This is a genomic window from Streptomyces sp. NPDC059875, from assembly GCF_042731085.1.
In the GTDB taxonomy this organism is placed as follows: Bacteria; Actinomycetota; Actinomycetes; order Streptomycetales; family Streptomycetaceae; genus Streptomyces.
In genome coordinates, this window is sequence record NZ_JBHWJZ010000011.1 from 26294 (window position 1) to 48660 (window position 22367).

Here is a 22367-nt window from a genome sequence, read left to right on the forward strand (position 1 = left end):
TCAGACCGACGACACGGCGCGGGGCGTCTCCAGAGCGGTGGCGATGCCCTGCGCCAGGTACGGGATGCGGTGCGCGGAGACGCCCGCGATGTTGATGCGGCCCGAGGCGGTGCCGTAGATGCCGGACTGTCTGCGCATCCGGCGCATCTGGTCCGACGTCAGCGGCAGCATGGAGAACATGCCCTTCTGGCGCCGGAGCGAGGCCGCCACGTCCGCCCGCCCGAGGGCGTCCAGGTGGGCGACGAGGTCCGCGCGGTTGGCCGTGATCCGGTGGCGCATCGCATCGAGTTCGGCGAGCCAGTCGGCCCGGAGCCGGTCGTCCTCGAGGACGGTGGCGACGACGGCGGCGCCGTGCTCGGGCGGCATGGAGTACATCACGCGCGCAGCGTTCTGGAGTGCCGTCTCGACGTGCCGCAGCGCCTTCGCCGACGATCCCACGACCATGGCGCACCCGGTGCGGTCGCTGTAGAGGCCGAAGTTCTTGGAGCAGCTGACGGCGATCAGTACCTCGGGCAGCCGCTCGGCCAGCATCCGGGTTGCCCGCAGGTCGGCGGCGAGGCCGTCGCCGAGCCCGTGGTAGGCCAGGTCGACGAAGGGGACCCAGCCGTTGGCCGCGGCGAGTGCGGCCAGCTCCTCCCACTCCCCGAAGGAGGGGTCGACTCCCGTGGGGTTGTGGCAGCAGCCCTGGAGCAGGACGACGTCGTCCCGTCGGGCGGCGCTCAGGTCGTCGAGCATGGAGGCGGCGTGCCCGTACGTACGGACGACGAGCCCGGCGCCCTCCAGGATCGGGCGGTGATTGACGTACGCGGGGTCGCTGATCCACACCGTGGTGCCGGGGCGGGTCCGGCTGACGAGATCGGCGAGCAGACGCAGCGCGCCGGTGCCCGCCACGGTCTGCACGGCCGTCGCCCGAGCGGTCAGGTCCTCGGCGCCGAGGACCATGGACAGCATGGCGTGGTTGAAGGCGGTGTTGCCGGAGAGCCCGCGGTACTCCTTGGAGACGGAGCGCTCCGCCAGGCGTATCTCGGCCTCCTTGACCGCCGCCATGACGGGGGTGACCCCGGTGTGGTCGCGGTAGACGCCGAGGACGAGGTCGAGGCGCTCGGGGCGCGGATCGGCGGCGAATTCGGCGGCCAGGTCCCACAGCGGGTCCACGGGCGGGGCGGGAAGAAGCTCAAGCATGGGCGGAGACCTTGGATCGGGGGCGCCGGTTCGCGAGCGCGACGCCGAGGGTGATGAGGGGGACGCCGACCAGGACGGAGAGGGTCGGCGACTCGTCGAGGAGCGGGATGGCGAGGAGGACGACGGCGACCGGACTGAGGCTGCCGACGACCGAGCTGCGCTCCGGGCCGAGGCGGCGGATGGCGAACGCGTACAGCAGCCCGGCGCACAGGCCGACGCCCAGGCCCTGGACGACGAGGAACAGCGCGATGTCGCCGCCGGCCGCGTGGGCGAGCCCGGTGGGCAGGACCCCGGTCAGGCTCAGGAGCGCGATGACGGCGAAGGAGGGCAGGCAGAGCAGGCCGATGGAACCGATGGGGTCGAGGTCCACCTCGCGCAGCCCCACGGTGTACAGCGCCCACAGTCCACTGGCGACGAGCAGCGTTCCCGTACCGAGCAGGGCGTCCGCGTCCAGTGCGGCGGTGTGGTGCCAGACCAGTGCGACGACGCCGGCCACGATCAGCGCGAGACCGGCGGACTGCGTGCCACGCGGGGCGCTCTTGCCGCCCGCGACCATGAGGGCGGAGACGAACAGCGGGACCATGCCGGGGACGATCGCCCCGACGAACGCGGCCGAGGTCAGCGACCCGCCGTACATGGCGGCGAGGAAGAACGGGACCCCCGCACCGCAGATGATCTTGACCGCGGGGCCCGGCCGCACCGCGGCCAGCCGGCGCCTGCGCCGCCAGAGGGCGGGCGCGAGGACCACGAGGGGCACACCGAAGCGCAGCAGGGCGGCGTCGGCGGGCAGCAGCGTGGAGGCGCTCAGGGCGCGGGCACTGAGGGCGAACGCGGCCCAGATGGCCACGGTGAGCAGCAGGGCGACAAGGCCCACGGTCTGCGGCGAGAGCGTTCCCGACCGGCCCTGGCCGACGCTGCGCGCCGGCCCTGCCGGGGGTGCCCCCGCCGTACGTATCCCACCCACCGAAGAGTCCTCCCGCTCGCAACCGCTGCCTGAAGCAACGCTAGAGCTTTCGACGGGGCAGCCGATTGCCAGTTCTGCCCTCCTGCCCTAGCGTGAGGGCAGAATCTGCCAAGGAGTGACGTTGGACGCTGTGGACTTCCAGATCATCCACGAGTTGCAGGCGGACGGACGGCTGTCCAACCAGGACCTCGCCGACCGGATCAGGCTGTCCCCCTCGCCCTGTCTGCGCCGGGTGCGCCGCCTGGAGGAGGCGGGTCTGATCCGCGGCTACACGGCGATGGTGGACCAGGTCACCTACGGCCTGCCCATCACCGTCTTCGTACGGATCCGGCTGGAACGCCACACCGCCGATGCCGTCAACGTGTTCGAGGAGCACATCCACGGGATCGAGCACATCCAGGACTGCTATCTGATGGCGGGCAGCAGCGACTACCTGCTCAGGGTCGTGATCGAGAGCCTGGAGGCGTACGAATCCCTGGTGCGCAACCGGATCCACGCCATCCCCGGCATCGCGTCGATCGAGTCCAGCTTCGCCTACGGCAGCGTGAAGCAGTCCAGGGTCTACCCGCGTCCCGGCGCCTCCCTCAGGTGAGGTGCCGGGGCCACTGAGGCGGCCGTGGACGGCGTTCGGGTGCTACTCGTCCGTGCGCATCTGCTCGGCGAACTCCCGGTACGCATGATCGTCGAAGAGGACGAACCGCACCTCTTCCACCGACGTGGCGGCGGCACGCACCGTCTCGATCGCGATGCGGGCGCCGTCGTCCATCGGCCAGCCGTAGATGCCGGTGGAGATGGCCGGGAAGGCGACGGTACGGGCGCCCAGCTCGTCCGCCACCCGGAGCGACTCCCGGTAGCAGGAGGCCAGCGTCTCCGAACGGTCCTCGTCCCGGGTCCAGACGGGGCCGACGGTGTGGATCACCCAGCGGGCGTCGAGCAGGCCCGCCGTGGTGGCGACGGCGCGGCCGGTGGGCAGGCCCCGGCCGTAGTGCCCGGCGCGGAGCTTGCGGCACTCCTCCAGGATGGCGGGCCCGCCGCGGCGGTGGATGGCGCCGTCGACGCCGCCTCCGCCCAGGAGGGAGGAGTTCGCGGCGTTGACGACGGCGTCGACGTGCTGCTCGGTGATGTCACCCCGGACGAGGACGAGGGCCGGTCGCGTACTCATGTGACCATCATCGCGCCGCCGCGCGCAGGCGGCGCCACACCGCCTTGGCCGCGTTGTGGCCGGACATGCCGTGCACGCCCGGGCCCGGCGGGGTCGCGGAGGAGCAGAGGAAGACCGCGGGGTGCGGGGTGGCGTACGGACGCAGCGACAGCTTGGGGCGCAGCAGCAGTTGGAGCCCGCGGGCCGCGCCGCAGGCGATGTCGCCGCCCACGTAGTTGGCGTTGCGGGCGGCGAGTTCGGGCGGGCCCGCGGTGGCGCGGGCCAGGACCAGGTCGCGGAAGCCGGGGGCGAAGCGCTCGATCTGGCGCTCCACGGCGTCGGTGAGGTCGCCCTCCCAGCCGTTCGGCACATGGCCGTAGGCCCAGAAGGCGTGTTTGCCCTCGGGGGCGCGGCCGGGGTCGACGAGGCTGGGCTGGGCGGTGATGAGGAAGGGCGTACGGGGGGCCGTGCCGGAGGACGCCTCGTTCAGGGCGGCGCCGATCTCGCCGCTGGTCGGACCGATCTGGACGGTGCCCGCGTGGCGGGGCGCCTCCGCCGTCCACGGCACGGGGCCGTCGAGCGCGTAGTCGATCTTGAAGACGCTCGCCCCATAGCGGTAGTGGTCGTAGTAGCCGCCGAAGCCGGCGATGCGGGCGAGGGCGGTGGGCGAGGTGTCGAAGACGTACGCGCGGGCGGGCGGCAGGTCGTCGAGCCGCTTCACCTCGTAGTCGGTGTGGACGGCGCCGCCCAGGTCCTTCAGATACGCGGTGAGGGCGTCCGAGATGGCCTGGGAGCCGCCGCGCGGCATCGGCCAGCCGCCCTCGTGCGCGGCCAACGCGAAGACGAGGCCGACCGCCGTGGTGGCGAACCCGCCCAGCGGGGCGATGACATGACCGACGAGCCCGGCGAACAGGGCCCGCGCCTTCTCGTCCTTGAAGCGGCGCATGAACCAGGTCGAGGGCCGCAGGCCGTCGATGCCGAACCGGGCGAGCGTGACCGGGTCCCGGGGCAGCGCGGTGAGCGGCAGGGACATGAAGTCCCGTGCCAGGGTGTCCCACTTGCCGAGGTAGGGGGCGACGAGCCGGCGGTACGTGCCGGCGTCACGGGGCCCGAAGGAGGCGGCGGTCTCGGCGACGGAGCGGGAGAGCACGGCGGCGGTGCCGTCGTCCCAGGGGTGCGCCATGGGCAGTCGGGGGTGCAGCCACTCCAGGCCGTACCGGTCGAGCGGCATCGTCTTGAAGACGGGCGAGCCGACACCCAGCGGGTGCACGGCCGAACAGGGGTCGTGCAGGAAGCCGGGGAGCGTCAGCCCCTCGGTCCTGGCGCCTCCGCCCACGGTGGATCTGGCCTCGAACACGGCCACGGAGAAGCCCCGTCGGGCGAGTTCCACCGCAGCGGTCAGCCCGTTGGGTCCCGCCCCCACGACGACTGCATCGAGCATCGACGGCACCTTCGGACTCCTTCGTCAGCCGATGGCCAAGGCTCCCAGGATATTCCTGGGCTCCGGCGGCCTTCACCGGCCCCGCAGCAGTGTCCGGATCCGGTCGGCGGTGGCCGCATCGCGTGCCGCCGTGAAGGGCAGCGCGTTGCCGCCGGTGATACGGAACGGCTCGCCGGCGAGCGTCGTGTGCGCGCCGCCCGCCTCGACCACCAGGAGCAGCCCGGCGGCGTGGTCCCAGGCGTACTCCCAGGAGAAGGCGGTGGCGTCGAGGTCGCCCCGGGCCACCGCAAGGTACTCGAGTCCGGCGGAGCCGCAGGGGCGCGGGCGGACACCCTCGACGTCCAGTCCGAGCAGGGCCCGCTTCTGGTCCTCGGTCGTGTAGTCGGGGTGGGAGGTGGCGACCTCCAGGACCGCGCTGGGCGTCGGCGAGCCGGACCGTATCGGCGCTCCGTTGAGCGTGGCCCCGCGGCCCCGCACCGCAACCGCCATCTCGTCGAGGGCCGGTGCGTACGTCCAGGAGGCGAGGAGCTCGCCGCGGAGCGCGAGGGCGACGAGGGTGCAGAAGCCGGGCTCTCCGCGCACGAACTGGCGGGTGCCGTCGACGGGGTCGACGATCCACACCGGGGCGTCGCCCTGGAGCGCGTCGTAGACCGCGGGGTCGGCGTGGACGGCCTCCTCGCCGACGACCACGGACCCGGGCAGCAGCGTCGTGAGCGACTCGGTCAGATGGGCCTCCGCGGCCCGGTCGGCGACCGTCACCAGGTCGTGCGGCCCGTTCTTCTCGACGATCTCGTGCGCGGCGAGCTGCCGGAAGCGCGGCGTGATCTCGGCGGCGGCCGCCTTGCGGATCGCCTCCTCCACCTCGGTCGTATCGCCGGCGAGGACGTGGTCAAGGAAGTCTTCGATCATGTGTCCAGCTAAGCACGGTGGGCTGACATTCCGGGAGACCGTCCCTTAACCCTCCGTTTCCCCACGGAGTACGCTTTGGACCGGTTCACCCCTTACGGGGAACACGGGGAGAGGGAGGGTCCGTGCACGGCGAGTACAAGGTTCCCGGCGGAAAGCTCGTGGTCGTCGACCTGGAGACGCGCGAAGGAGTCCTCGCGGACGTCCGGGTCGCGGGCGACTTCTTCCTGGAGCCGGACGAGGCGATCCTCGCCATCGACCGCGCCCTCGAGGGTGCCCCCGTCGACGCCGACGCATCGGGGCTCGCGGCCCGGATCGACGCGGCGCTGCCGCCGGGCACGGAGATGTACGGGCTCACCACGGAGGGCATCGGGGTCGCGGTCCGCCGGGCCCTCGCCCACGCGACGGACTGGACCGACTACGACTGGCAGCTGATCCACGAGCCGCCGCAGTCCCCCGTCCTGCACATGGCCCTGGACGAGGTCCTCACCGCCGAGGTCGCCTCCGGCCGCCGCCCGCCGACCCTGCGGGTCTGGGAGTGGGGCGCGCCGGCCGTCGTGATCGGCAGCTTCCAGTCGCTGCGCAACGAGGTGGACCCCGAGGCGGCCGAGCGGCACGGCTTCGAGGTGGTCCGTCGGATCAGCGGCGGCGGCGCCATGTTCATCGAACCGGGCAACACCATCACGTACTCGCTCTCCGTCCCCGACGCCCTGGTCCAGGGGTTGTCCTTCACCGACAGCTACGCCTACCTCGACGACTGGGTCCTCGGCGCGCTCGGCGACATGGGCGTCAAGGCCTGGTACCAGCCGCTGAACGACATCGCGACGGACGCCGGGAAGATCGCGGGCGCGGCCCAGAAGCGGATGGTGGCGGGCGAGGGCGCGGTCCTGCACCACGTGACGATGGCGTACGACATCGACGCCGACAAGATGACGGACGTGCTGCGGATCGGCCGCGAGAAGCTCTCCGACAAGGGCACGAAAAGCGCGAAGAAGCGGGTGGATCCGCTGCGCCGTCAGACGGGCCTGCCGCGCGAGGCGGTGATCGAGCGCATGATCGGCTCCTTCCGCGACCGGTACGGCCTGTCGGAGGGCCGCGTCACGGAGGAGGAGTCGGCCCGGGCCGAGGAGCTGGCGGCGGCGAAGTTCGCGACGAAGGAGTGGACGGCCCGGGTGCCGTAGGGTCGCCGGATGCGTGTCGAACGGCCGGTGAAGCCGGGTCTGCGGATGGAGTGCGCCGACGGGCGGCGGCTGATGCTGGTGCAGGACGGGGTTCCCGTGCTCTTCGCACGGCAGCGTGCGACCCACCGGGGCTTGCACTACGCCAGGACCGGACGGTACGCCTCCCCGTTCGCCCCGCTCCGGGCCGAACAGGCCCGCACCTTCGCCGAGTTCGCCGAACCGGGATCGGAGGAGTGGACGGAGCGCTGGGCGGCACACGCCGAGGCAGCACTGCGCTCGACCGCCAACAGCCCGCTCCATGAAGGCGATTGGAACCTCGCTCCCGGACTCTCGGGGTGGTTCGCGGACGTCAACTGGCCCAAGTTGCTGTCCCACGACCCCGATCGGGGCCATCTCACCTGGTTCGGCTACGGCGATCCGGAGGAGGACGCGCGCGATCTCCTGCCGCTGCGGACGCTGTCACATCCGGAGGCGCCGCGCGTGAAGGCGTACCGCCGCCAGTACCGCGACGGCGTCCTGCCGCCGGTCCTTGTCTGGTGGATCAGCGGCCTCAACTCCCCGGTGGTCCTCGACGGTCACGACCGGCTGACCGCCGCACTCGCCGAGGGAGACCGGCCGCGCCTCCTGATCCTGTCGCGGGCCGTGGACGAGGACTGGATCGCCCTGTGTGCCGAACGGCCGGTCCTGGAGTACGAGAAGACGGTCGCCGCGCTCGACGGCCCCTTGGCGACCGTGCGCGCGTCCGCCGAGGCGCGCCGACTGGCGGAGACCCTGCGGAGCATCGTCGCAGCCCCCGACATCACCCGGGCATGGCCCCTGCCCGGCGGCGTACCGGCCTGGGAGGCGGCCGCCGCCGAGCACGTCCCCGGCTGGGCCCCGGACGCCGACCGCTAGAACGGCCGAACCGGCTCCGGCGGGCGGTGGGCGAACCACTTCTGGTCGTCCTCCAGTTGGGCCGCGAGCGAGATCAGCAGCGGTTCGCTGCCCGCCGGGCCGAGGAGCTGCGCGCCGACCGGGAGGCCGTCGGGCGTGAAACCCGCGGGGACGTTCACCCCGGGCCAGCCGAGGACGTTCCACGGCCAGGCGTAGGGGCAGGCGGACGCCATGGTCAGGTCGGTGCGCCAGGCCGGCATCGCGTCGAAGGTGCCGATCCGGGGCGGGGGCGCGGCCGTCGTCGGGGCGAGGAGGACGTCGTACGAGTCGAAGAGCGCGCCGATCCTGCGGTGCTGGTGGGTCTCGCGGGCGCGGGCGGCGCGCAGGGCCCGGCCGCCGAGACGGCGGCCGTTGCGGGCGGCGCCGCGGGTGCGCGGGTCGAGCACCGCGGGCTGGGGGTGCCGGTCGGCGTACTCGGCGATCCCGGCGGTCGCGCGCGGCAGGAAGCTCAGCCCGATCAGCCCGTAGCGCGGACGCGCCTCCTCCACCGTGTGGCCGAGCCCCGCGAGCGCTTCGGCGAGATCGGCGACGGCCCGCCGTACACCTGCGTCGAGGGGGTTGTACGTGGCGGTGAACGGCGCTCGCCAGGCGAGCGCGATCCGCAGCCGGCCGGGCTCCCGGCGGGCCGCGGCCGAGGCCTCGACGGCGGTCGGCTGGAAGCGGTCGCCGGGATGCGGTCCGGCGACCGCGTCGAGGAGCAGGGCGGCGTCGCCGACGGTCCGGGCGAGCGGGCCGTTGACGGTGAGGCCCTGGAAGCAGTCGTCGTACGGGTGGACGGAGACCCGGCCGCGCTGCGGTTTGATGCCGACGAGATGGGTCCAGGCGGCCGGTATGCGGATGGAGCCGGCGCCGTCGGAGCCGAGCGCGGCGGGCACGAGTCCGGCGGCGACGGCCGCCGCCGAGCCCCCGGAGGATCCTCCGGGGGTGTGGCCGGTGTTCCACGGGTTGCGGGTGGCACCGAAGGCGGGGCCTTCGGTGAAGGGCCACTGTCCCAGTTCGCAGGAGTTGGTCTTCCCGACGATCACCGCCCCGGCGGCCCGCAGCCGTCGCACGGCCTCGCCGTCCTCGGCCGCGTCGGGGATGTCGCCGGCGCAGCCGAACCGCGTGGGTAGTCCGGCGACGTCGGTGTCGTCCTTGACGGCGATCGGGACGCCGAGCAGCGGCAGCCTCTCCCCCGCCTCGAGCCTCCGGTCGGCCGCCTCCGCCTCGGCGAGGGCGGCCTCCGGGCGGGTGCAGCGGAAGGCGTTGAGGGTGGGCTGCGTGGCCTCGATCCGGTCGAGCGCGGCCTGGACGAGGGCCGTCGAGGTGACCGTGCCATCCCTCAACTGCCGTGCCTGTTCGGCCAGTCCGGTGTAGTCGACCGTGGTCACGGCAGCCCCCTCGTCTCGTCGGCTGCCGGAACCCTACTGGAGCGTAACTTCCCTGTCATCATCCTTCCGTCGCCCTGCCATGAGGGCCGTGTAGAGCAGCAGCGCGGCGGCGAGGCCCACGGCCCAGCCGTAGTCGGCGAGCGGCTTCAGGAAGGGGATGAGCCCGTCCTCCGGGAAGGGTCCCTTGCCGGGGGCCGAGTGCGAGCCGCCGATCGCCAGGACGCCGCCCACGGCGAAGGCCAGGACGGCGGCCGGGTTCCAGCCGCCCGCGTACCAGTACGGTCCGTCCTGCCGGTAGAGGCCGGCGAGGTCGAGGACGGTCCGGCGGACGATCCAGTAGTCGGCGATGAGGATGCCGGCCACCGTCCCGAGGAGACCGCCGACCAGTCCGAGCCAGGTGAAGATGTACAGCTCGGGGGTCTCGGTCAGCTTCCACGGCATGATCAGCACGCCCACGACGCCCGTGATCAGCGCGCCCGTACGGAAGTCGACGAGCTTCGGCGCGAGGTTGGCGAGGTCGTACGCCGGTGAGACCACGTTCGCCGCGATGTTCACCGAGATCGTGGCGACGAGCACGGTCACCAGGGCGAAGAGCAGCCCGAAGACGTTGTCCGTCTTCGCGGCGAGCGCGACCGGGTCCCAGACGGGCGCGCCGTACACCGCCTGCGAGCCGGAGGTGACGAGGACGGAGAGCAGCGCGAACAACGTCATCGTCGTCGGCAACCCCAGGGTCTGCCCCCAGATCTGCGCCTGCTGGCCCGCCCCGAAGCGGGTGAAGTCCGGGATGTTCAGCGACAACGTCGACCAGAAGGCGATCATCCCCATGAGCGAGGGGAAGAAGACCGGCCAGAAGTCGGCTCCCCAGCCCAGCTTCGAGGGCTGGTCGAGCAGCGGCCCGAGACCGCCCGCCTTGACGGCGATCCAGACCAGCAGCACCAGCGCACCGACGATGACGAAGGGCGCGGCCCAGTTCTCGAAGCGGCGCAGCGCCTCCATCCCCCGGTAGATGATGGCGAGTTCGAGGATCCAGAAGAGGACGAAGCAGAGCCAGAGCGTCCACGGCTGGCCGCCGACCCGCGCCGCCTCCGCCCAGCCGCCGAAGACCTTGTCGAGCAGGATGAAGATGCCCTGCCCGCCGATCCAGGTCTGGATTCCGAACCAGGCACAGGCGACGCCGGCGCGGATGAGCGCGGGCAGGTTGGCCCCGCGCAGGCCGAAGGATGCGCGGGCGAGGACCGGGAACGGGATGCCGTACTTGGGTCCCGCGTGCCCGGTCAGGAGCATCGGCAGGAGCACGATGACGTTGGCCAGCGCGATGGTGAGGACAGCCTGTTTCCAGTCCATGCCGAGGGCGACGAGGCCGGAGGCGAGCAGCCAGGAGGGGATGTTGTGGGCCATTCCGACCCAGAGCGCGGCGAAGTTGTACGTGGTCCAGCGGCGCCGCTCGACCGGGACGGGCAGCAGGTCGTCGTTGACGAACCGGGGGTCGGCCGGGGCCGCGTCGGGCGGGAGCTCGACACGGCCGTCGGAGATCGTGGGTCTACCGGAGGGAGCGGTTGCCGTCATGCTGCGGAACCCTTCGTTCGGGGACGGAACGAGGCCGTGCGGGGCGTGGGGGTTCGTCCGCGAGGGGTGCGGCGCGTCAGGCGTCGACCGCCCGGTGACCGCTGGGCAGTTGGCGTCGATCGTCGCTTCCCTCGCGTCGTGCACAGCGTAGACCGCCGACTGGTCCACGCCCAGATCCCGCCGGCCGCCGCGGCGTCACCCGGCGGACTCGTCGTACGAATCGGTTCCGAAGGTCAGGGTGTCGGATACTTCACGATCACGGCGTCGGCTACTTCCAGGTCGCCAGCGTCTCGTCGCCGTCGACCCACTCGACCTTCTCCGGCGCGCCGCCCCCGGTGTCGGAGAGGTAGATCTGACAGCCCTCCGCGCTGCCGCCCTTCGGGAGCTCGTCGAAGCCGGTGACGCTCCGACACTTGTCGAAGGTGCGGACGTCGAACGGGTCGTCGGCGTCGCCGGTCGCGTCGAGGGACGGCAGCACACTCAGCCGGGTCAGGTGCCCGTCCTCACCGGAGACCGCGAACTCCCCCGACCAGTCGGCCGCGCCCTCCTGGGTCTTGGTGTACCGGTACCGCAGGTAGTACGGCGTCCGCCCGGCGTACTTGGACGCGTCCTTCAGCTCGCTGAGATCCTGCGCGCTCCCCGCCTCGACGGCGAGGACCGTCACGTCGGCCGAATACCCCTTGGCGACCTCGACGTCGAGCGTCTTCCCGACCTCCGCCTCCGGCGTGGAGGAGCATCCGCCCAGCGCGAGCGCGCCGAGGACGGCGGAGGTCGCGGTGGCGGCGCGGCGTACGGTCCAGCGTTGCATGACATCCCCCGGAGGCTGAGTGACCACCTAGCCCCTGAAGGATAGCGACACTATCCTTCAGGGGGGCGGGTTCCGGCCATCCGTTCACCGGCGCAGCGCGGCGGCCGCCCGTTTCACCGTGCGGGCCTCGCTGCGGTGGCCGTGCTTCCTGAGGTACCGGGCGAGCCAGGTGAGGGACTCCGCGAGGCTCGCGACGTCGTTGCTCGGGTGGTGCCGGTCCGGTGCGTCGAAGAGCAGGTCGACGGCCTCCATGGTGGGGGCGAGGACCTCGTCCTCGCGGTCCGCGCGGGCCAGCCGGAGGGCGAGGTTGGAGAGGGCGTGGACCGGTCCGTAGAGGTACGTGTCCGGGGCGTCCGCGCGCAGCCTGCGGTAGATCGTCACGACCTCCCGCGCGGAGCGCAGGGCGTCGTCGTGGCGGCCGGTGTCGGCGAGGCGGATGCCGAGACCGTTCAACGCGCGGGCGAGGCCGGGCAGATGGGTGTGGGGGTCGGTGTCGGCGAGCTGCCGGTAGAGGGCGACGGACTCCTCGGCCGGGACGAGTGCGTCGGCGTGGCGGCCGAGGGAGGCGAACCTGTTGCCGAGGCTGTCGAGGGAGTCGGCGAGGACCGGCCGGATGCGGTCAGGGGCGACCTTCAGGTGCCGCCGGTAGAGGTGGACCGCCTCGTCGGCGCATCCGAGGGCGTCGGAGTTGCGACCGAGCCAGCCGTGGGTCAGGGCCAGGTTCTGCAGGGACCGGGCCAGTGCCAGGGCCGCCCTGGGGTCGGCGGTGGCGGGCGTACGGCACAGGGCGACGGCGTCGCGCAGGGTCTCGGCGGCCAGGTCCAGGTTGCCGGCCGAGACGAGCCGAAGGGCCTGGTCGTTCATGGCGTGCACGCGGTCGAGGAGAGCACGGTCGACCGGCGAGTGGGCGGTAGCGGCAGTGGACGACGGGGCCTGGGAGGACGTGGTCTGGGACGACCCGGCCTGGGACGACCCGGCCTGATACGACCCGGCCTGAGACGACGAGGGCCTGGTCGACGAGGTCGACGTGGTCGGCGTCGCGCGTCGGAATCCGCCCTCCGGGGTCACCGTGTAGCCGTACCGGCGCAGCACCGCCTCCATGACCCGGAGTTGGCCGGAGTCGGCCGCGGCGAGGGACCGGCGCAGGGACTCGGCCTCCGCCACGTACGGCGCGGCTTCGGCCTCGCGGCCGAGTCGGGACAGTTCGTGGACGAGGGCGAGCAGCGCCGCGTAGTGCTCGCCCAGCTCTGCCCGTGGCGGACCCGGGCGGGTGGCGGCGGACGCGCGGAAGAGGTCGACGGACTCGCGGAGGGTGCCGACCGCCTCGTCCTGGCGGCCCATCTCGCCGAGCTTGACGCCCAGTTCGGACAGCGCGGAGGCGAGTTCGGCCCGGTCGCCCAGCCGGCGCCGTATCGCGACGCCTTCGCGGATCAGGTCCAGGCCTTCGTGATGGCGCCCCAGCTCCGCGACCTGGTTGCCGAGGTTGGTGAGCGACCAGGCAAGGTCGGGCAGGAAGACGTCGGGCTCCCGCCCGGCCAGTTCGCGGAACAGGTCGGCGGCCTCACGGGCCATGAGGTACGCCTCCACCCGGCGGCCGAGCAGGCCGAGGACGAGGGCGCGGCGGCCCAGCGTGGCGGCGAGGCCGGGGGTGTTGCCCTCGGGATCCCGTGCGGTGAGCTTCCGGAAGACGTCGACGGCCTCCAGGAGGACCTCCGCCGACTCGCCATGCCGTTCGGGAAACTCGGTCAGGATCGAGGCGAGCCCGTGCAGGCACACCGCGAGCGGGGCGAGATACCCCTCCGGGTCGGAACGGGCCCGCTCGCGCAGGTCGGCGACCTCGCGTCGCGCTTCGAGCAACGTGCTTTCGTCAGGCATCCCGGAAGGCTCCCCCGTCGGTCCGCTCCCCTACGCCTGCTGTCACGCACCCGCCTCGGCACCGGTTCCGTGGGCGGGCGGGCCCGCCCGCCGGGGCGAGATCCTCGGGCCCGGTGACCCCGCCATGGCGCTCACACCGACGAGCCGGTCAGCGCGCCTCCGAGCGGAGTGCCCCCTCGATCAGGGCGAACGGCGGGTGGTCGCTCAGATAGAAGTGCCCTCCGGGAAGCATGTGACGGTCGAACGGACCGCGCGTCACCACGGCCCAGGCGTCGGCCTCGGCTGCGGTGACATGCTCGTCCTCGTCCCCGGCGATCGCGGTGACCGGGCAGTCGAGCACGTCGGTGGCCCGGTGCTCGTACGCCTCGAACATCCGCAGGTCGCCGATGAGGTACGGGAGCACCAGCTCGCGGAGCATCGGCTCGGCCATCAACTCCGCGTCGACACCGCCCAGTTCCATGATGGCGTCCACCACGGCGTCCTCGGTGAACTCGCCTCCGTCCGGCAGACCGGGGCGCTCACGGTGCGGCGCCCGGCAGCCGGAAGCGAAGAGCCGCAGGATGGGAGTACCGCTCCGCGCGAGCAGCAGGGCCGTCTCGTAGGCGATGACCGCGCCCATGCTGTGGCCGAAGAACACCAGCGGCCTGTCGTCCAGCGGACGCAGGGACTCGGCGATGTCGGCGACGAGCGCGCGCAGATCGTCGGGCGGCGGCTCGGCGATGCGCTGCGCCCGGCCCGGGTACTGCACGGAGTGGACCTCCAGGCCGGGGAGCTCCTCGGCCCAGCCCCCGAAGAACTGGGCCGAACCGCCGGCGTGGGGGAAGCAGATGAGCCGGTACGGAGCCTCGGGGCGTGGAGTCCGGCTGTAGAGCCAGCTCATCGCGGTACCTGCCCGTCCTCCGTGGAGCGGGCCCGGCGGGCCCTGGCGGCCCGGGCGCGGCGCACACGCTCGGCGCTCCCGTCCGCGCGGGCGCTGCCCGACGGGGCCGAGGACGCGCCGGACCGGATGAGCTCCACCTGGGATTCCACGGTGGTGCAGCGGTAGAGGTCGAGAGGGGAGGGACGGACGCCGGTCAGGCGCTCCAGCGCCCCCTGGAGTCGGACCATCATCAGTGAATGACCGCCCAGCTCGAAGAAGTTGACCGTGGCGGGGACGTCGGTCAGGTCGAGCACCTCCGCCCAGGCGGCGGTGACCTGGGCGAGGGTGTCCCCGGGTACGTCGGAGGTGCTGGGCTCTGTGCCGGTCCGGTTCATCTGCTCACGCTTCTCGATCAGTTCGGCGAGCGCCTTCCGGTCCGCTTTGCCGTTGGCGGTCACGGGGAAGGCGTCCAGGACGCGTAGCCGGCCGGGGACCGCGGCCTCCGGCAGCTTGGTGGCGAGCTGCTTGCGGGTGAGGGCGGTGTCGGTGCCCTCGTCGGCCAGGACGAAGCCGACCAGGCTGCTCAGGGTGGTGTCCGGGACGACCACGGCCTCCCGGATGCCGGGGCAGGAGCGCAGCGCGGTCTCGACGGCGCCGAGCTCGACCCGGTGGCCGCGGATCTTGACCTGGTTGTCGCGCCGCCCGAGGAACTCCAGCGTTCCGCCGTCGCTCCAGCGCACCAGGTCGCCCGTGCGGTACATCCGGGAGCCGTCCTGGCTGAAGGGGTCGGCGAGGAAGGACCGTTCGGTGCTGTCGGGGCGCCCGTAGTAGCCGCGGGAGACTCCGGCGCCGCCGATGTACAGCTCGCCGGTGACGCCTCGGGGCACCAGCCGCCGTTCGTCGTCCAGCACATACAGCAGGGTGCCGGGGACGGGGCCGCCGATGTCCGTGGTGCGGGACAGGTCGCTGCGCCGGTGGGTCGCCCACACGGTGGTCTCGGTCGGTCCGTACTCGTTGACGAGGGCGGTGTCGGGCAGCGCCACCAGGTGCCGGGAGAGCAGGGCCTGCGGCAGCGCCTCTCCGGCGACGATCGCGGTCGACAGGGAAGCCAGCCGGTGGAGTCCGGCGCGTTCCGCGGCGGCGAGCAGCGTGTCGTACAGGGAGGGGACGCACAGCAGGTGCGTCACCCGGTGTCGCTCGATCAGCCGTACCAGTTGGTCGGGGTCGCGGTACTCGTCCTCTCCGGCGACGACCAGCCGCCCGCCGGCGGTCAGGGTGCCCCAGAGGCCGGCGGCCGAGGAATCGAAGGCGAGCGGGGAGAGCAGCAGGAAGACGGGTGCGCCGGGGTACACCTGGCGCCGGGCGAGGGTCGATGCCGCGAGCTGGCCGTGTTCGACCAGCACTCCCTTGGGCAGGCCCGTGCTGCCGGAGGTGTAGATGACGTAGGCGGCGTCCTCCGGGCCGACGGTGACCGGCGCCGGCTCGTCGCCCGTATCCACGGGCGACCGGAGGGCCGGTTCGTCGGCTCGTACGATCCTGGTGGCGGCGGATCCTGCCAGGCGCTCGCCCAGCGTTCCGGTGACCACCACGGCCGAGACTCCGGCGTCGGAGAAGACCGAGGTGACGCGCTCGTCGGGGTGGCTCGGGTCGACGGGGGCATAGGCGGCGCCGGCCCGGAGAATGCCGAGGGTGGCGGCCACGGCGGCGAGGGATCGTTCCGCCAGAAGGCCCACCCGGTCACCGCGGCCGACCCCGGCGTCCAGGAGCTCGGCGGCGATCCGCGCGGCCCAGGCGTCGAGTTCGCCCCGGTTCACCTCCTCGCCCGCGCAGACCACGGCGGGGGCACCCGGGTCCTCGGCTCGGAGCCCCGCCACCCGGGTGTGGACCGGCCCCCGGCCTTCGTCGGGAAGGTCCTGGCCCCGGCCGAGCGCGAGCAGTTCCTCGCGCCGGGCCTCGTCGAGCAGCACGAGCTCGCGCAGCGGCGTCTCGTACCCGGACTCCTCGGTCAGGGCGAGGAGCGCCGCCCGCAGATGCTCGAGAAATCCGGTCAGTTGGGGGGCGGTGTAGCGCTCGGCGGGGAAGGACGCCGCCAGTTCGCCTCCTCCGCCCGGGGTGTGGAGCAGCGCGATGTGGACGTCTCCGGCGGCGGACCTCGCGAGCGGGGCCGCTTCCCCGCCCTGGACTCCGTGGCTGAACTCCAGGAGGACGGAGGGGACTTCACCGGGAGCCAGGGCGAGGCTCCGGGAGTGCGCGAGGGCCGCGTGGGTGGCGGAGAGGAGTTCGGTGGCCGACATGTCCTCCCGCAGATCGAGCAGTACCGGCACGTCGGCGTCGGAGGTGCCGATCACCTGCCGGTACGTGGCGGTGTGGCGGAGCAGCGTCAGGGCGAGGGCGGACAGGCCGACGGCGAGGGGGCTCACCGCGTGCCGCTGCGCGGTCCGGCCGACCGCGGTGCGAAGGGTGGCGCCCAGGGTCAGCCGTACGTCGGCCGTCGGCCCGGTGGGGACGGGTCGGTCCCCACCGAGGCCGAGCGGGCGCTCGGTGAGAGCGGCGCGGACCTGTTCGGTCCACTGCCGGAACTCCTCTCCCCCGTCGCTGCCCGAAACGGCCGCTGCGGCCGGGTGGGCGGGCCGTGATGACATGGGTACTCCTTCGGTGGCGGTCGGCACGGAGGGTCGCGGCGTCAGTCGGCCAGCGTCATCGTCAGGTGGACGCGGTCCGTGCCACCCGCGTTGTAGGCGGAGTGGTGGAGCTTGGTGTTGAGGATGTGGATCCGGCCGTCGGTGGGCACGTGGTAGGTGTGGCCGCTGCGGAAGAGCAGCCGGCAGTCCTCGTTCGTCTGGATGGCCATGTGCGCGACCCGGGAGTGGTCGGTGTGCATGTGGTAGATCTCGCCCGGGTGCAGGGTGACCAGACGCATCCGGCCGGGACGGAACGGCAGGCTCTTGTAGATCTCGTAGAAGTACGTGTCCTTGAGCGCCTCGTTGAATTCGGAGAACTCCGACTCCTCGAAGTTCTTCTCGCCCGTCTCCTGGTTGTACTGGCCGTTGCCGGCGTCCCGCCACGGCTCCTCGGCGCCCACCCGGTGGGTCAGGCCGAGGCGGCGCAGCCGCTCCTCCTCCTTGCCGGACGGGGGCAGCGGCACGCGCTCGATGTACTGCTGGTAGGCCTTGGCCAGCTCGTCGTGATCGAACTGGAGCCCGGGAACGAGTTCGAGCAGCTCGGGACCGACCGTGGTGAGGGTCTCGACCGACATGGAGTTCTCCTGTGCCTCTGTGAGTGGTGATGCGGATGGGTGGGACGGGTAGGACGGTGCCCCGCCGCTAGGCGGCGGCCGTCGGGGACACCGGCGGCTTCGAGGCGGTGCGGCCGGCCCAGCGGATGAGCGGGCCGCTGACGAAGCCGACGGCGAGGAAGAACGCGCCGAGCAGATACCAGCCGGGCTGTCCGAGGCCGAGGGCGAGCGAGCCGAGCACCATCGGCGCGAGGGCCTCGGCGGCTCCGCCGCCCAGGCCGAAGACACCGGAGTACTGGCCCTGGGCATGGGGCGCCGCGAGACCGTAGGAGTACTCCATCGCCGCGGCGGAGTGCCACAGTTCGCCGAGGGTGTAGACGGCCGTGGCCGTCACCAGCAGCGCGACGGACACCCAGGCGGACGGCTTGCCCGCGGCGAGCATCAGCAGCAGCCCGGCCGCGACGGCGATGCCCGCCCAGCGCATGCTCCGGCCGGCCGCCGCCGTGTTGTCGACGTTCTTGCTGACCACCACCTGGAGGGTGATGACGAGCACGGTGTTGAGGATGAGTACGCCGGAGACCATCCAGCGCGGTGCGTCGGTGTGATCGATGACCCACAGCGGGAGCAGGAAGGTCGGCACCGCGAAGTGCAGCGACATGAGGCAGTTGAGGACGGTCGCGGCCAGGTACGGGCGGTCCCGCAGCGCCTCCCAGCGTCCGCTCAGCTCCGGTGCGGCCACGGGGGCCAGCCGGGGCAGACGCAGCAGGACCAGCGCGCACCCGGCGAACGACAGGGCCCGACCGGCGACCAGCGCCAGATAGGCGGGGGCGGTGTCGAACTGGATCGCGACACCCGCGGCGAGCGCGCCCAGTGCCACGGCGAGGTTGGTCGAGGCCCGTAGATAGGCGCGGAAGCCGGCCTGGTCGTCGCCGCCGATGCCGCGGATCAGTGGGGCCTTGCTGGACTTGTCCGCCGCGAACACGACGCCGATGAGCATGGAGACCAGCACGTACGACCAGAAGGCCTCGACCATCAGGTAGCAGGCCATGAACAGGGTGCCGCTGACCATCACGCCGATCTGTGTCTCACGTGCCCCCCAGCGGTCGGCGACCTTGCCGCCGAGCACTCCGGCCGCGAGTCCCACCATCGCTCCGGCGAACAGCCCGAACGCCACCTGGGACATGGGCAGATGCACCACGCGGGTGAAGTACAGGACGCTGGAGGACATGAACATCCCGCTGCCGAGGGCGTCCACGAAGACGGACGTCGCCAGCAGGCGGCGTGGGCCGGCCGGCTGGAGCAGCCGATCGGCGAGAGGGGGCCGCTGGGGCGCCGGCGTGCCGGTCCCGCTTTTGTTCACTGCCACATCTGGTCCCTGAAGTCGGCGTCGGGGCGCAGGACCTCACGGTGCCAGGCGCGCAGTTCCCGGCCGGAGACTCCGTGCGGAGCGACGATCAGCCGTGCGTCGAACCAGCTCCGGACCGCGGTGAAGCGCTCCTGCAGTTCCTCGTCGTCGGCCGCGGAGACCAGGATCTGGCCCATGCGGTGGTTGGTGCTGTCGACGTCGGCGGAGAACCGCTGTCCCACCGGGAACTCGAGCCGGGCGAACTCGACGCCGGGCAGCTCGCGGAGCTCGGCGGGCGAGGGGCAGTCGAAGACGATGCCGGACCTGCCCGGAAGGTAGCTGGTACCGACCAGCTCCGTGCGGTAGGTGGTCTCGGCCTTCGGCGGCCGACCGAGCGCGCAGAACAGCGCGGCCTCCCCGAAGTTCACCCCGAACTTGGCCATCACCTGCTCGTCGATGAGCGCTCCGCCGCCCCGTGCCGCGCACTCGCTGAACGTCAGCCGGCCGGTCTCCGGGTCGTGGAAGAGCTCCATGTGGAAGAGGCCGTCCCGCAGGCCGAGCGCCTCGAGGGCGCCACGGACGACGGGCTCCGCGCGCTCGTACGCCCACTCCTCGCTCTTCTGGTCGAAGTGCCGCATCCACAGGACCTGTTGCTCGTCGACCATGGTCAGGCACGGCAACCCGTAGCGGCCGACTGCGAGGAACCGCACCTGTCCGTCGTACAGGAAGCCGTCGGCGATCCACTCCTCGGTGCCGGCGCCGCCCACGTACTCCTCCAGGGCGAAGGTGCGCTGGGCGAGTCCTTCCTTGCGGTAGCGGTCGCTCAGCTCGCGCAGGCGTTCCAGGCTGTCGACGACCGTGGTCCGGGCGGTTCCCGCACCGGCGATCGGCTTGAGCACGGCGCGCTCGTAGGGCAGCTCCGTGAGGCCGGAGACATCGTGGATGTCGTCGATCACGGTCACCCGGGCGGCGGGAATCCCGGCGGCGGCGACGCGGCTCTTCTGCAGGGACTTGTCCCTGAAGTAGACAGCGGTCGCCGGGTCGACGGCGACGCGGCAGCCGAGATGGGACGCGAGCAGGCCCGCAGTGACCAGCGACCACTCGTCCGAGGTCTGTACGCCGTCGAAGGGGAGGTCCACGAGTCCTTCCCGGTGCAGGGCCATCAGCACGGCCTCGGGGTTCTTCTGCTCGTCCACCCGCACCACGGTGATGCCGGCCGGGACCTCGGCGAGCCCGTAGTCGTAGCTGCCAGGACCCCAGATCAGCACGGCATCGATGTCATGGCGTACACACGCCTGCATGACGTACTTGTCGGTGCCGAGCAGCAACACTCTGGGGCGGCGGTCGGGTTCGCCCACCTGGTAGACCTCGTCCTTGAGGGTCTGGATGGCCTGGTGATCGGCGCGGATGGTGTCCTGCTCGGGAGCCGTCATGAAGATGCGGAGCGGGCTGGTCAGCAGGTCGGCGGTGGGGCGTATCCGCTTGCCGGGGCCCAGCTTGACGCTCACCAGATGGACGCTGGGCAGGGCGGCGATCCGCTCGACCGCCTCCTGGTCGACGGCGCTCACCGGGCCGTCCTGCTCGGTGCGGGTGTTGTGCACCGCGGCCGCCTGTCGGCGGGAGTAGACGTGCCCCGCGTACCGGGTACGGAACTCCCAAGGGCGCGCGTACGCCAGCGCGGTGAGGTCGGCCTGGTTGGTGCCGAGGCAGATGTCGTGGAATCCGGGGTTCATGTTGCCGTTGAGGCGTGCCCCGATCTCCACGAGCGCGGGCCCCTCGGGCGTCATGATCACTTCTGCGTGGGCGGGTCCGTGCCGGATGCCGAGGGCCTCGAGCACGGTGTCCACATAGGCGATCAGCTCGGGCACCGGCGCCTCGGCCGGGTCACGGAGCACATCGAGGTCGTAGATGTTCGCCCCGTTGGGGAGGACCTTCTTCTCGTACTCCCAGACCCCGCAGACATAGCGTTCGCCGTCCACGCCGACGGTGTCCACGATGTACTCGGTGCCTTCGAGGAACGACTGCACCAGGGCCTCGGTGTTGCGCCGGTCGAAGATGTCGGTGGAGGCCAGCACGGCCTGCGCGGCCGCCTCGACCTCGTCCGCGTCGTGGCAACGGTAGACATGGTCGGTGGAGGCCGAGCTGAGCGGCTTGACGACGACCGGGTAGGACGTCTCGCGTTCGGCCCACTCGACGATGGCGGCCGGGTCCGCGCTCTTGAACTGGCGGGCGCAGTGGATGCCGGCGGCCCGGAGGGTCTCGGCCATCTCGTACTTGTCCCGACGGGCGTTGGACAGCGCCGTACCGTTCGTCGCCAGGCCCAGACGCTCGCTGAGGGCGTCGGCGAGCGGGACTCCGGGCTCCTGGCCCGCCAGGACGGCCACGGGCTTCAGGGCCCTCAGCGCCTCCACGGTCCGCTCGAAGGACTCCTCGTCCCCGCAGTGGTAGTGCTCACGGAACGCGGCGGGATCCGGCGCGAGCATGGACGCCATCGGCTCAGCGGTGCTGTGGACGTGTACCACGTCGATGCCGAGCCTGGCGAAGGCCGGCGGCAGGAAGGTGCCGGTCGAGTAACCGTCCACGATCACCGCGGTCTTGGCTTCCGTCGCGGCGGGTGGGTCAGAGGCCATCGGAATCACTTTCCGTTGCGGGGTACAAGGGGGCGGCGGGGCCGGCGGTTACGGGGCGGGCCAGCCGATGTCGTTGAGGGCGCCGGCCACGGGGACAGCGGGCTTCGGCGGCAGCGGCCAGCCGATGTCGCCGGCTACGGAGCCCAGACCGAGGGCGGCGGCGGCGAGAACGGCCAGGAGGCCGGCGGAACGGACGAATCTGGGGAACTTCCGCATGACAACTCCACGAGAGGAAGAGGGAGGTAGCTGGTCGCGGAGGTCGGTGACATCTCGCGCCGACCAGGAAGCTAGTACAGCGATCACGGTATTGGCAAGGTTTGCCAGCGGTTGGCAAATTACCTGACGAACCGTTCGGCGCAGGCGCGTTGGACAGACGGACGACGAGCTCCGAGGCGATGGCGCGCCGCCGCGCGGGAGGGCATGCTTCTCCCATGTTGATCAGGGAAGCCAACGCATCGGACTGGCCGGCGATCTGGCCCTTCTTCCACACGATCGCCGCGGCGGGCGAGACCTTCACGTACCCGCTCGACCTCGGTGAGGAGGAGGCACGGGACTGGTGGATCCTGCCGTCGCCGAACCGTACCGTCGTCGCGGTGGACGGCGACGCGGTTCTGGGAACCGCGAAGATGAACCGCAACCATCTGGGCAACGCCTCGCACATCGCGAGCGCCAGCTACATGGTGGATCCCGCGCACCAGGGGCGCGGCGTGGGCCGGGCCCTGTGCGAGTACACCCTGGAATGGGCACGCGCACAGGGCTACCGGGCCATGCAGTTCAACGCGGTGGTGGAGACCAACACCTCCGCGGTGAAGCTCTACGAGTCCCTCGGGTTCACGGTGCTCGGCACGCTGCCGGAGGGCTTCGACCACCCCGCGCACGGCTACGTGGGACTGCACATCATGCACCGCGCGCTGTGACGCCCCGCCCGTGG

General features: G+C 72.1%; 19 protein-coding genes. 4 read left to right on the plus strand and 15 right to left on the minus strand.

What is annotated here, in order from left to right:
* Both ACFV9D_RS15820 and ACFV9D_RS15825 read right to left on the minus strand, forming a co-directional pair.
* Complete coding sequence (locus ACFV9D_RS15820) at window positions 1-1182, minus strand: aromatic amino acid transaminase (RefSeq protein ID WP_385145736.1); 1182 nt, start codon at window positions 1180-1182, stop codon at window positions 1-3.
* A complete protein-coding gene (locus tag ACFV9D_RS15825; protein ID WP_385145738.1) occupies window positions 1175-2146 on the minus strand; it encodes a DMT family transporter in 972 nt (323 codons plus the stop codon). Before ACFV9D_RS15825 ends, ACFV9D_RS15820 begins: the two co-directional genes overlap by 8 nt.
* A 115-nt stretch (window positions 2147-2261) precedes the next feature.
* Between ACFV9D_RS15825 and ACFV9D_RS15830 the strand changes: the two genes are divergently transcribed.
* On the plus strand, window positions 2262-2738 hold the full coding sequence (locus ACFV9D_RS15830; protein ID WP_385145740.1) for an Lrp/AsnC family transcriptional regulator: 477 nt from the start codon (window positions 2262-2264) through the stop codon (window positions 2736-2738).
* Between the two features lie 42 nt (window positions 2739-2780).
* Here ACFV9D_RS15830 and ACFV9D_RS15835 read toward each other — a convergent pair whose 3' ends face one another.
* From ACFV9D_RS15835 to ACFV9D_RS15845, 3 genes are all read right to left on the minus strand, one after another.
* Entirely contained in the window at window positions 2781-3308 is a 528-nt protein-coding gene (locus ACFV9D_RS15835) for an O-acetyl-ADP-ribose deacetylase (protein ID WP_385145742.1), read from the minus strand.
* Between the two features lie 7 nt (window positions 3309-3315).
* Window positions 3316-4737 (minus strand): phytoene desaturase family protein, encoded by a 1422-nt coding sequence (locus ACFV9D_RS15840; RefSeq protein WP_385145744.1) that lies wholly within the window; start codon window positions 4735-4737, stop codon window positions 3316-3318.
* A gap of 63 nt (window positions 4738-4800) precedes the next feature.
* Entirely contained in the window at window positions 4801-5637 is an 837-nt protein-coding gene (locus ACFV9D_RS15845; RefSeq protein ID WP_385145746.1) for an inositol monophosphatase family protein, read from the minus strand.
* 122 nt (window positions 5638-5759) lie between these two features.
* Here ACFV9D_RS15845 and ACFV9D_RS15850 point away from each other — a divergent pair, with 122 nt between their 5' ends.
* A complete protein-coding gene (locus ACFV9D_RS15850; protein WP_385145748.1) occupies window positions 5760-6815 on the plus strand; it encodes a biotin/lipoate A/B protein ligase family protein in 1056 nt (351 codons plus the stop codon).
* 9 nt (window positions 6816-6824) lie between these two features.
* The gene (locus ACFV9D_RS15855) at window positions 6825-7709 is read left to right on the plus strand and encodes a hypothetical protein (RefSeq protein WP_385145750.1); all 885 of its coding nucleotides are present in this window, start codon (window positions 6825-6827) and stop codon (window positions 7707-7709) included.
* Here the strand turns inward: ACFV9D_RS15855 and ACFV9D_RS15860 are convergent.
* The 10 genes from ACFV9D_RS15860 to ACFV9D_RS15905 form a co-directional block, all read right to left on the minus strand.
* The gene (locus ACFV9D_RS15860; protein WP_385145752.1) at window positions 7706-9118 is read right to left on the minus strand and encodes an amidase; all 1413 of its coding nucleotides are present in this window, start codon (window positions 9116-9118) and stop codon (window positions 7706-7708) included. The two genes, ACFV9D_RS15855 and ACFV9D_RS15860, sit on opposite strands and share 4 nt — an antisense overlap.
* Window positions 9119-9151: 33 nt before the next feature.
* Window positions 9152-10684, minus strand: coding sequence for an NCS1 family nucleobase:cation symporter-1 (locus ACFV9D_RS15865; protein ID WP_385145754.1), 1533 nt, complete (start codon window positions 10682-10684; stop codon window positions 9152-9154).
* 268 nt (window positions 10685-10952) lie between these two features.
* A complete protein-coding gene (locus tag ACFV9D_RS15870) occupies window positions 10953-11492 on the minus strand; it encodes a hypothetical protein (protein WP_385145756.1) in 540 nt (179 codons plus the stop codon).
* Window positions 11493-11576: 84 nt separating this feature from the next.
* Window positions 11577-13367, minus strand: coding sequence for a tetratricopeptide repeat protein (locus ACFV9D_RS15875; RefSeq protein ID WP_385145758.1), 1791 nt, complete (start codon window positions 13365-13367; stop codon window positions 11577-11579).
* Between the two features lie 148 nt (window positions 13368-13515).
* Complete coding sequence (locus ACFV9D_RS15880; protein ID WP_385145760.1) at window positions 13516-14247, minus strand: thioesterase II family protein; 732 nt, start codon at window positions 14245-14247, stop codon at window positions 13516-13518.
* Entirely contained in the window at window positions 14244-16868 is a 2625-nt protein-coding gene (locus ACFV9D_RS15885; RefSeq protein WP_385145762.1) for an amino acid adenylation domain-containing protein, read from the minus strand. The genes ACFV9D_RS15880 and ACFV9D_RS15885 overlap by 4 nt, the downstream gene beginning before the upstream one ends.
* Before the next feature lie 41 nt (window positions 16869-16909).
* The gene (locus ACFV9D_RS15890) at window positions 16910-17482 is read right to left on the minus strand and encodes an aspartyl/asparaginyl beta-hydroxylase domain-containing protein (RefSeq protein ID WP_385145764.1); all 573 of its coding nucleotides are present in this window, start codon (window positions 17480-17482) and stop codon (window positions 16910-16912) included.
* Window positions 17483-17549: 67 nt separating this feature from the next.
* Window positions 17550-18827, minus strand: coding sequence for an MFS transporter (locus tag ACFV9D_RS15895; RefSeq protein WP_385145766.1), 1278 nt, complete (start codon window positions 18825-18827; stop codon window positions 17550-17552).
* Complete coding sequence (locus ACFV9D_RS15900; protein WP_385145768.1) at window positions 18818-21436, minus strand: ATP-grasp domain-containing protein; 2619 nt, start codon at window positions 21434-21436, stop codon at window positions 18818-18820. Before ACFV9D_RS15900 ends, ACFV9D_RS15895 begins: the two co-directional genes overlap by 10 nt.
* Window positions 21437-21484: 48 nt before the next feature.
* Window positions 21485-21652 carry a hypothetical protein gene (locus ACFV9D_RS15905; protein WP_385145770.1) on the minus strand — a complete coding sequence of 56 codons (168 nt, stop codon included), beginning with the start codon at window positions 21650-21652 and terminating at the stop codon, window positions 21485-21487.
* Window positions 21653-21867: 215 nt separating this feature from the next.
* On the opposite strand from ACFV9D_RS15905, the gene ACFV9D_RS15910 reads away from it, so the two are divergent.
* Complete coding sequence (locus ACFV9D_RS15910) at window positions 21868-22353, plus strand: GNAT family N-acetyltransferase (RefSeq protein WP_385145772.1); 486 nt, start codon at window positions 21868-21870, stop codon at window positions 22351-22353.
* Window positions 22354-22367: the final 14 nt, after the last annotated feature.